The organism is Nocardioides sp. (assembly GCF_034670285.1).
Classification (GTDB): Bacteria; Actinomycetota; Actinomycetes; order Propionibacteriales; family Nocardioidaceae; genus Nocardioides.
Map to the genome: position 1 here is coordinate 1 of NZ_JAXMNS010000138.1, position 8,632 is coordinate 8,632.

The 8,632-nt window shown below is 69.8% G+C and carries 12 protein-coding genes; 6 read left to right on the forward strand and 6 right to left on the reverse strand.

Annotated features, from left to right (window positions below; all coding sequences use genetic code 11):
* The coding region (locus tag VOI19_RS08705; RefSeq protein WP_323792572.1) for an alcohol dehydrogenase catalytic domain-containing protein at window positions 1-599 on the reverse strand (599 nt) is incomplete at its 3' end.
* Between the two features lie 85 nt (window positions 600-684).
* Here VOI19_RS08705 and zwf point away from each other — a divergent pair.
* Window positions 685-2,130, forward strand: coding sequence for a glucose-6-phosphate dehydrogenase (gene zwf / locus VOI19_RS08710; RefSeq protein ID WP_323792573.1), 1,446 nt, complete (start codon window positions 685-687; stop codon window positions 2,128-2,130).
* 6 nt (window positions 2,131-2,136) lie between these two features.
* Here the strand turns inward: zwf and VOI19_RS08715 are convergent, their stop codons facing one another.
* Together VOI19_RS08715 and VOI19_RS08720 are read right to left on the reverse strand one after the other, a co-directional pair.
* Entirely contained in the window at window positions 2,137-3,321 is a 1,185-nt protein-coding gene (locus tag VOI19_RS08715; protein WP_323792574.1) for an NADP-dependent malic enzyme, read from the reverse strand.
* Window positions 3,322-3,374: 53 nt separating this feature from the next.
* The gene (locus VOI19_RS08720) at window positions 3,375-3,764 is read right to left on the reverse strand and encodes a S24/S26 family peptidase (RefSeq protein ID WP_323792575.1); all 390 of its coding nucleotides are present in this window, start codon (window positions 3,762-3,764) and stop codon (window positions 3,375-3,377) included.
* Between VOI19_RS08720 and sodN the strand changes: the two genes are divergently transcribed.
* A complete protein-coding gene (gene sodN / locus VOI19_RS08725) occupies window positions 3,763-4,164 on the forward strand; it encodes a superoxide dismutase, Ni (protein ID WP_323792576.1) in 402 nt (133 codons plus the stop codon). The two genes, VOI19_RS08720 and sodN, sit on opposite strands and share 2 nt — an antisense overlap.
* A gap of 81 nt (window positions 4,165-4,245) precedes the next feature.
* Here sodN and VOI19_RS08730 read toward each other — a convergent pair whose 3' ends face one another.
* Window positions 4,246-5,061 (reverse strand): class I SAM-dependent methyltransferase, encoded by an 816-nt coding sequence (locus tag VOI19_RS08730; RefSeq protein ID WP_323792577.1) that lies wholly within the window; start codon window positions 5,059-5,061, stop codon window positions 4,246-4,248.
* A gap of 190 nt (window positions 5,062-5,251) precedes the next feature.
* Here VOI19_RS08730 and VOI19_RS08735 point away from each other — a divergent pair, with 190 nt between their 5' ends.
* From VOI19_RS08735 to VOI19_RS08745, 3 genes are all read left to right on the forward strand, one after another.
* Window positions 5,252-5,941: a helix-turn-helix domain-containing protein gene (locus VOI19_RS08735; RefSeq protein WP_323792578.1), complete on the forward strand. Its 690-nt coding sequence runs from the start codon at window positions 5,252-5,254 to the stop codon at window positions 5,939-5,941.
* Between the two features lie 93 nt (window positions 5,942-6,034).
* The gene (locus VOI19_RS08740) at window positions 6,035-6,466 is read left to right on the forward strand and encodes an anti-sigma factor (protein WP_323792579.1); all 432 of its coding nucleotides are present in this window, start codon (window positions 6,035-6,037) and stop codon (window positions 6,464-6,466) included.
* 1 nt (window position 6,467) lies between these two features.
* A complete protein-coding gene (locus tag VOI19_RS08745) occupies window positions 6,468-7,301 on the forward strand; it encodes an RNA polymerase sigma factor SigF (protein ID WP_323792580.1) in 834 nt (277 codons plus the stop codon).
* 7 nt (window positions 7,302-7,308) lie between these two features.
* On the opposite strand, the gene VOI19_RS08750 is transcribed toward VOI19_RS08745, so the two are convergent.
* The gene (locus VOI19_RS08750) at window positions 7,309-7,695 is read right to left on the reverse strand and encodes a hypothetical protein (RefSeq protein ID WP_323792581.1); all 387 of its coding nucleotides are present in this window, start codon (window positions 7,693-7,695) and stop codon (window positions 7,309-7,311) included.
* A 233-nt stretch (window positions 7,696-7,928) separates the two neighbouring features.
* Here VOI19_RS08750 and VOI19_RS08755 point away from each other — a divergent pair, with 233 nt between their 5' ends.
* Window positions 7,929-8,183 (forward strand): WhiB family transcriptional regulator, encoded by a 255-nt coding sequence (locus tag VOI19_RS08755; RefSeq protein ID WP_323792582.1) that lies wholly within the window; start codon window positions 7,929-7,931, stop codon window positions 8,181-8,183.
* Between the two features lie 38 nt (window positions 8,184-8,221).
* Here the strand turns inward: VOI19_RS08755 and VOI19_RS08760 are convergent.
* The coding region (locus VOI19_RS08760; RefSeq protein WP_323792583.1) for an ATP-binding protein at window positions 8,222-8,632 on the reverse strand (411 nt) is incomplete at its 5' end.

The following is an 8,632-nucleotide window of genomic DNA, read 5'->3' on the forward strand; positions in this document are numbered from 1 at the left end:
CCGATCTCGAGGGCCTTGGCCCGCTTGTGCTCGTCGCGGCTCGTCGCCAGGACGCGCAGTCCGGCGGCCCGGGCCAGGATGATCAGCGCGGTCGCGACGCCGCCACCGGCGCCCTGCACCAGCACCGTGTCGCCGGCCTTGAGCTCGCCGCGGGTGAAGAGCATCCGGTAGGCGGTCAGCCAGGCGGTGGGCAGGCACGCGGCTTCCTCGAACGACATCGAGGCCGGCTTGGCGACGACGTTGCGCTTGGGCACGATGACCTGCTCGGCGATCGCGCCCTGGTGACGCTCGGAGAGCAGCGAACGGCGCGGGTCGAGCGTGTCGTCACCGGTCCAGGAGGGGTCGGTGATGACGGCGTGCACGACCACCTCGTTGCCGTCCTCGTCGAGCCCGGCGGCGTCGCAGCCGAGGATCATCGGCAGCTGCTCCTGCTTGAGCCCCACCCCACGCAGCGACCAGACGTCGTGGTGGTTGAGCGAGGCCGCCTTCACCGTGACGGTGGTCCACCCCTCCGGGGCGACCGGATCGGGTCGCTCCCCCAGCACCAGGCCGTTGAGCGGGTTGTCGTTGTCGAAGGAGGTGGCGTAGGCGGCGAACATGTTGCCGAGGCTAGACGATCGACACGAGCCGCCCCTGGGGGGCGACGTCACCCGGACGTTACGTGGCGGCACTAGGTTTTGCCGTATGGATCATCCCAACGTCGTCGTCCTCTTCGGCGCCACCGGCGACCTCGCCCGGCGCAAGCTCCTCCCCGGACTCCTCCGACTCTTCGAGGCCCGGCTGATCCCCGACGTGCGCGTCATCGGAACCTCGCTCGAAGAGCTGAGCCCGGCCGAGTTCGACACCTTCGCCCGCGAGGCCTGCGCGGAGTTCCACGGCGCGGTGGACGACACACGGTGGAGCGCGTTCTCCGAGCGCCTCCACTACGTCGCCACGTCGCAGGGGCCGCAGGCCCTGGCCGAGCTGGTCGAACGGTGCGAAGCAGAGCTCGGCGAGCCGGCCGACGTACGGCGCCTGCACTACCTCAGCGTCCCGCCGAAGGCCGCTCTCGACGTCATCCACCAGCTCGACGAGGCCGGCCTCGTGGAGCGTTCACGCGTAGTCATGGAGAAGCCCTTCGGCACCGACCTCGCCTCCGCGAAGTCGCTCAACCGCAAGGTGCACGAGGTCTTCGCCGAGGATCAGGTGTTCCGCATCGACCACTTCCTCGGCAAGGAGGCCGCCCAGAACATCCTGGCCTTCCGCTTCGCCAACGGCCTCTTCGAGCCCATCTGGAACCGCAACTTCATCGACCACGTGCAGATCGACGTGCCCGAGACCCTGGGGCTCGAGGGGCGTACGGCGTTCTACGAGTCGACCGGCGCCTATCGCGACATGGTCGTGACGCACCTGATGCAGGTGCTGGCGTTCATGGCCATGGAACCGCCGACGTCGCTGGATCCGGACCCGATCAGCGACGAGAAGCTGAAGGTCTTCCGCTCGATGCGTCCCATCGAGCCTCACAACGTCGTGCGCGGTCAGTACTCCGGCTACCGCGGCAAGGAGGTCGTGGCCGACGACTCCGACACCGAGACCTTCGTGGCTCTCAAGGTCGAGATCGACAACTGGCGCTGGGCCGGGGTCCCGTTCTTCCTCCGCACGGGCAAGAAGCTCGCCGAGGGAGCGCGGATCATCTCCATCGCGTTCAAGGAGCCTCCGCTGTCGATGTTCCCGGCCGGCTCGAACGTCGGCACCCAGGGTCCGGACCACCTGACCTTCGACCTCGCCGACCAGTCGAAGATGTCGCTGTCGTTCTACGGCAAGCGTCCCGGCCCGGGGATGAAGCTGGAGAAGCTCTCGATGCAGTTCGCCACCGCAGACACCCACGGCTCCGGCTCCGTGCTCGAGGCCTACGAGCGGCTCATCCACGACGCGATGCGTGGCGACCACACCCTCTTCACGACCGCGGACGGCATCGAGGCGCTCTGGGAGAAGTCCGAGGAGCTCATCCGGAACCCGTCGCCGGTGCGCAGCTACTCCCCCGGCTCGTGGGGGCCGAACGCCATCCACCAGATGATCGCACCACACGCCTGGCGGCTGCCGTTCGAGCGCACCTGGCGCGACACGAACACGACGGTCGTCGAGAAGTAGACCGGGTCAGCGGCGGGCGACGCCGTCGGCGCGCGCAGCAGCCGACACGGCCGCGGCGACGGCCGGGCCGACCCGCGGGTCGAACGGCGAGGGGATGACGAGCTCCTCGGTGAGGTCGTCGCCCACCAGCTCGGCGAGCGCCGTCGCCGCGGCGAGCTTCATGCCCTCGGTGATCGAGGTCGCCCCGACGTCGAAGGCGCCACGGAAGATCCCGGGGAAGGCCAGCACGTTGTTGATCTGGTTGGGGAAGTCCGAGCGACCGGTCGCGACCACGCGGGCGTACTTGCGCGCGATGTCGGGGTGCACCTCGGGCGTCGGGTTCGCCATCGCGCAGATGATGGCGTCGGGCGCCATCCGGGCGACGTCCTCCTCCGGGACCGTTCCACCGGAGACGCCGAGGTAGGCGTCGGCACCGTCGAGCACGTCGGCGAGGGTGCCGGTGCGACCGGTGAGGTCGGCGGTGATCTCGGCCAGCGCCTTCTTGACCGGGGTCAGGTCGGTGCGCCCGGAGTGGATGACGCCCTTGCGGTCGGTGACCGCGATGTCGGTGATGCCTGCGCTCAGCAGGATCTTGGCCACCGCGACGCCGGCCGCGCCGGCGCCCGAGATGACCACGCGGGTGGTGGCGGCCTCGCGCCCGGTGAGTCGCAGGGCGTTGGTGAGCGCGGCGAGCGCGACGACCGCGGTGCCGTGCTGGTCGTCGTGGAAGACGGGGATGTCGAGGAGCTCCTTGAGCCGGTCCTCGATCTCGAAGCAGCGCGGCGCGGAGATGTCCTCGAGGTTGATCCCGCCAAAGCTGGGAGCGAGCCGGACGACGGTCTCGATGATCTCCTCGGTGTCGGTGGTGGCCAGGCAGATCGGGACGGCGTCGACGCCGCCGAACTGCTTGAAGAGCACGGCCTTGCCCTCCATCACGGGCATCGCGCCGGCGGGGCCAATGTCGCCGAGGCCGAGCACCGCAGTGCCGTCGCTGACCACGGCCACCACGTTCGGCACCCAGGTGTAGTGCTGCGTCAGGCTCGGGTCGGCCGCGATCGCCTCGCACACGAGCGCCACTCCGGGGGTGTAGGCGAGGGAGAGCTCAGCCGGGCCGGACACGTCGACGGTCGAGACCGTCTCGAGCTTGCCGCCGACATGGAGGTCGAAGACGGGGTCGCCGGCATGGGGGTGCGAGGTATCGGGAGTGGCCACGATCGGCGATCCTTGCACACGAAAACCCCTCCCGAGGGGGTGTCTCACTCGCTCTACAGCAGACGTGGCCGAGGCCACACCCGCGCCACCGCGGTGCCCCAGACGGCCGACTCGTCCACCGGACCGCGATGCCGGGAGTCGGTGCCGGCGGCGAGGTTGTCGCTGAGCAACCACCACCCCGCACCGCGTCGTTCGACGGCGCGCTTGACGGCCACGGTGCCGTCGACGAAGACCGCGACCACGACGTCCCCCGGGCGTGGGCGCCGGCGGTAGGACACGAGCAACCGGTCGCCGGGGCGCAGCTGCGGAAGCATCGAGTCGCCCCGCACGAGGGCCCAGCCGATCCATCCATCAGGAGGGGTGGTCGCGGCGCGGGTCATGCGGAGTAGTGTCGCAATCAGTGCTGGGACACCAGCTGATACCCACGACGAGAGGACACGCATGTTCGCGCGACTGTTCGCCCCCACGCTCGAGGTCCAGGCTCACTGCGACCTCCCCTGCGGCGTGTACGACCCGGCCCAGGCCCGCATCGAGGCGGAGTCGATCAAGGGCATCATCGCCAAGGTCGCCGACAACGACGACCCTGACTTCCGCACCCGCGCCATCCTGATCAAGGAGCAGCGCGCCGAGATGGTCAAGCACCACCTGTGGGTGCTCTGGACCGACTACTTCAAGCCCCCTCACTTCGAGAAGTACCCGCAGCTGCACGTGCTCGTCAACGAGGCCACCAAGCTCGCCGGCGCCTCCGGCGCCAAGGGTGCCCTCGACGCCGACGTGGCCGACCAGCTGCTCGCGAAGATCGACGAGATCGCCGAGATCTTCTGGGAGACCAAGAAGGCCTGATTCACCTTGCAGGCCTTTGTCTCGACGACGCCCCCGGACCGCCCGCGGTCCGGGGGCGTCGTCGTTGGCGGCGTTGCGTGGTCAGCTGCGGGTCGCGGTGGCCAGCAGGTACTCCCACCGCATCACGCCGTCCTCGAGGCACTCGTCGCCCAGGGCCGCCAGGACGTCGTCCAGCTCGGCGGTCCGCTCCGGCTCGCCGGCCAAGGAGGCGTAGACCGCGATCGTGGGCCCGTAGTTGGCCTTGAAGAAGTCGCGGAAGCCCGCGCCCGACGACAGGCCCTCGATCAGCGCATGCTCCTTGACGCACGACAGGCCACCGACCCGGTCACCGAGCAGCTCCTCGAGATGCGTGGCCGAGCCCCACAGCGGCGGGGGCGACGCGCCCGGAGGCGGCGGGGGCGCGTAGGGCTTCATGGCGGCGAACATCCGACCGATGAACCCTTCCGGGGTCCAGCTGAGCAGCCCGAGGGCGCCACCCGATCGAGTCACGCGCACGAGCTCGTCGGCCGCGGCCTGGTGGAAGGGCGCGAACATGACGCCCACGCACGACAGCACGGTGTCGAACGACTGGTCGGCGTACGGCAGCGCCTCGGCGTCGCCCTCCTCCCAGGTGACCTCGACGCCACGCGCCCTCGCCGCTGCCCGTCCGGCATCGAACAGCTCGGGGGTCAGGTCGACGGCCACGACGTGTGCTCCGCGCTCGGCTGCCGCGATGGCCGCGTTGCCCGCCCCTGCGCCCACGTCGAGCACCGTGCTCCCAGCCGCCACGTCGGTCGCCTCGACCAGCCGCTGCCCCAGCCCGGGAATCAGCCCTCGGGCCACGGCGGGGTAGTCCCCCGAGGCCCACATCTTCCGGTGCCGCACCTTCAGGTCCGACACCTGCACGCTCTGCGTCATGTCACGGTCCTCCCTCGTCGATTGCGCCCACGGTCCAGGTGGCCTGAGCGGTGCACTTCGCCTCCGCCCAGCCTCGTGGGCTCGACCGACGGCCGATAGTGCTGAATCTGTAGCGACGGTTCATTTCTGGTAGCGGTCTCCGGGGCTGCGCGGCGCTAGACTGCCCGCACGAGAGGCGCGGTGACACGCGATGACGAGCTACGGCCAGTTCTGCCCGATGGCGAAGGCGCTGGAGGTCCTCGACGAGCGTTGGACCCTGCTCATCGTCCGCGAGCTCCTGCTGGGCAGCACTCGGTTCAACGACCTGCGCCGAGGCAACCCCCGGATGTCGCCGGCGCTGCTGTCCAAACGGCTGCGCACCCTCGAGCACGCCGGGGTCGTCCACCGCGACGTCGTCGACGGCCGCGCCCGCTACACGCTCACGACCGCCGGCCAGGAGCTGGCACCCGTCGTCGCCGCCCTCCAGGTGTGGGGCGTGCGGTGGGTGAGCACCCTCGGAACGGTCGACCTCGATCCTCATCTGCTCCTGTGGGACATGAAGCGGTCGATCCACACCAGCCCGTGGCCACCGGGACGCACGGTCGTCGCCCTCACGTTCACCGACGTCGACAGCCGCGCCGCGCACTGGTGGATCTGCGTGAGCGACGGCGACATCGACGTCTGCGACTACGACCCGGGCTTCGACGTCACCGCGCGTCTCGCGCTCTCCCTGCGCACCCTCGCCGAGATCTGGCGAGGCGACCGGTCCTGGTCGGCTGCGGCGGGCGGCGCACTGCTCGAGATCGATGCGCCTCGCAGCATCCAGCGCGCGGTGCCGCGATGGATCGGCCAGTCGGAGGCGGCCCTGGTCGCACGGCCCGACCGGTCCCTCATCACGTAGCCCCTCGACGAGGATCGAGGATCCGTTGCGTGCCACCGAGATGGACGGCGGATAAGGTTCCGTCGTCCGCGTCTGCTGAGAGAAGGACCCGTCATGCCTGAGCCGGCCCCCCGATCGTCCGCTCGTGCCGACGTCGAGCTGAGACTGCCGGCGGACAGCGCCTACGCCTCGGTGCTGCGTACGACGACAGCCGGGCTCGCCGCCCGCCTCGACTTCACCATCGACGACATCGAGGACCTCCGCATCGCGGTCGGCGAGGCCAACGCCCTCGCGCTCGAGAACGCCGACGACGACAGCGACCTGGAGTGTGCCTTTCGCCTGGCCCCCGGCCGCCTCGTCGTCGAGGTGACGGTCTCGGCTGCTCAGGAGCCCGAGCTGGACCTCGACAGCTTTGCGTGGCAGGTGCTCTCCACCCTGGCCACCGCGGCCGAGACGACCTCCCGGGACGGCCACTTCACCGTCTCCATGACCATGACCTCCTCGGCCCACCCCCTCGAGGCGGCCGCGCCCGACGACTCCCACTGACATGGGGGCGCCCGACCACACCATGGAGCATCAACCGGCGGACCCGGATACCAGCGCGCGCTCGACGCGCCTCGAGGAGACCCGACTACGCAGCGCCGAGCTGTTCGTCGAGCTGCGCGACGAGCAGTGCTCCGAGGCCGTCCGAGCCGGTTGTCGCGACTCCCTCGTGCAGCTGCACCTGCCTCTGGTCGAGCACTGCGCACGACGCTTCCGCAACCGAGGCGAGCCGTACGAGGACCTCGTGCAGGTCGGCACCATCGGGCTGATCAAGTCCGTCGACCGCTTCGACACCGACCGAGGCGTGGAGTTCTCGACCTACGCGACCCCCACCATCATCGGCGAGATCAAGCGCTACTTCCGCGACAAGGGCTGGGCGATCCGAGTGCCGCGCCGGCTCCAGGAGCTGCGGATGCAGATCGGGGCCGCGACCGCCGAGCTCAGCCAGAGCCTCGGACGCTCCCCCACCCCGCGCGAGCTCGCCGAGCACATCGGCTGCACGGTGGAGGAGATCGTGGAGGGCATCGACTCGAGCAGCGCCTACTCCACCCTGTCGCTCGACGCGACCGATCACAGCGAGGACGGCTCCTCGAGCATGCTCGATGCCATCGGGATCGACGACGCAGGGCTCGAGCACGTCGAGATCCGGGAGTCGATCAAGCCCCTGCTCGCACAGCTCGAGCCCCGGGAGAAGAAGATCCTGCTCCTGCGCTTCTTCAAGAACATGACGCAGTCCCAGATCGCCGACGAGATCGGCGTCTCACAGATGCACGTGTCGCGACTGCTCACCCGCACCCTCGAGCAGCTGCGAGCCTCGCTCGACGAGCCGCACCACTGACGGTCGCTCAGGGTGCGTTGTCGAGTGCTTCGAGACTTGCCCGGCTCAACATGCCGGCGAGCACCACGGCGGCGGCCAGGGCCAGCACGATCGAGAGCAGCGGGATGTCGCGCACGTTCCAGGCGATGCCGAGCTGGATCAGCTGGCTGAGCAGCACCGGACCCCGGGCCCACCCCGAGCGGCGGGTCAGCGCCACCGCGCACACCACGAGCAGCACGCCGTACAGGCCGAAGAAGATCGCGGTGGAGATCGCGACCTCGGCGCGCTCCGCGACGAGGCTCGACGCCTCCACCAGGGCCAGACCGAGAAGCACCAGACCCTGGACCCCGACGAGTGCTGCGGCTACGGTGAGCGGAGGCGGGTTCGCGCTACCCCCCAGGTGTGAGTCGGCCATAGGGCCAGCCTAGGGCTTGCCACCCCGCCCTTGTCGCGGCCGCTCCGGAGGCCGCGGTGGACCAGCCCAGATCTGCTTTGTGACCCACAAGACCCTCAATACCCTTGATAGTCCTCGCCTTTGTTGCGAGAGTTGTCAGGCGCTAGTGAAATCCTTCACACACGGGCCTACACGCGCGCCCGCAGGCCTGAGCATCCCTGCCTGCACATCCGAGAGACAAGGATCCACCAGCCATGGATTGGCGCCACCGTTCCGCCTGCCTCGACGAGGACCCGGAGCTGTTCTTCCCGATCGGCAACACCGGCCCCGCCATCCTCCAGATCGAGGAGGCCAAGCAGGTCTGCCGTCGCTGTGACGTGCGCGAGCAGTGTCTCGCCTGGGCGCTCGAGGCCGGCCAGGACCACGGAGTCTGGGGCGGGCTCGGCGAGGACGAGCGCCGGGCGCTCAAGCGTCGCAATTCCCGCTCCCGCGTTCGCACGATCGCCTGACCCCACCACCCACACCTACCGGACGAGACCCGGCGCCCTCAGGGCGCCGGTATGTCGATCGCGACGCGCGTGCCGCCCTCGGCCCGTCGGTGCAGCTCGATCTGTCCGCCGAGCTCGGACTCCACCAGGGTCCGCACGATCGACAACCCCAGGCTGGTCGAGCCGTCCAGCGAGAAACCCTCGGGCAGCCCGACCCCGTCGTCGTCGATGGTGAGGTGCATGCGTCCGACGCTCACCTGGACGGCGACGTCGATCTGTCCGATCGGGTCGTGCTCGTCGGGGTCGCCCGGCGTGTAGCCGTGCTCGACGGCGTTCTGGAGCAGCTCGGTCAGCACCATCGCCAAGGTGTTGGCCGACTCCGAGGCCAGGACCCCGAAGGATCCGGTGCGACTCGTGCGCACCCGCCCGGTCAGGGCGCTCACCTCGGTGACCATGCCACCCAGACGATC

Excerpts from the sequence above, each read along its gene's own strand:
- sodN (WP_323792576.1), top strand. The coding sequence starts at position 3,763 with ATGTTCGCGCGACTGTTCGCCCCCACGCTCGAGGTCCAGGCTCACTGC.
- VOI19_RS08735 (WP_323792578.1), top strand. The coding sequence starts at position 5,252 with ATGACGAGCTACGGCCAGTTCTGCCCGATGGCGAAGGCGCTGGAGGTC.
- zwf (WP_323792573.1), top strand. The coding sequence starts at position 685 with ATGGATCATCCCAACGTCGTCGTCCTCTTCGGCGCCACCGGCGACCTC.
- VOI19_RS08730 (WP_323792577.1), bottom strand. The coding sequence starts at position 5,061 with ATGACGCAGAGCGTGCAGGTGTCGGACCTGAAGGTGCGGCACCGGAAG.
- VOI19_RS08745 (WP_323792580.1), top strand. The coding sequence starts at position 6,468 with ATGGGGGCGCCCGACCACACCATGGAGCATCAACCGGCGGACCCGGAT.
- VOI19_RS08720 (WP_323792575.1), bottom strand. The coding sequence starts at position 3,764 with ATGCGTGTCCTCTCGTCGTGGGTATCAGCTGGTGTCCCAGCACTGATT.
- VOI19_RS08750 (WP_323792581.1), bottom strand. The coding sequence starts at position 7,695 with ATGGCCGACTCACACCTGGGGGGTAGCGCGAACCCGCCTCCGCTCACC.
- VOI19_RS08740 (WP_323792579.1), top strand. The coding sequence starts at position 6,035 with ATGCCTGAGCCGGCCCCCCGATCGTCCGCTCGTGCCGACGTCGAGCTG.
- VOI19_RS08755 (WP_323792582.1), top strand. The coding sequence starts at position 7,929 with ATGGATTGGCGCCACCGTTCCGCCTGCCTCGACGAGGACCCGGAGCTG.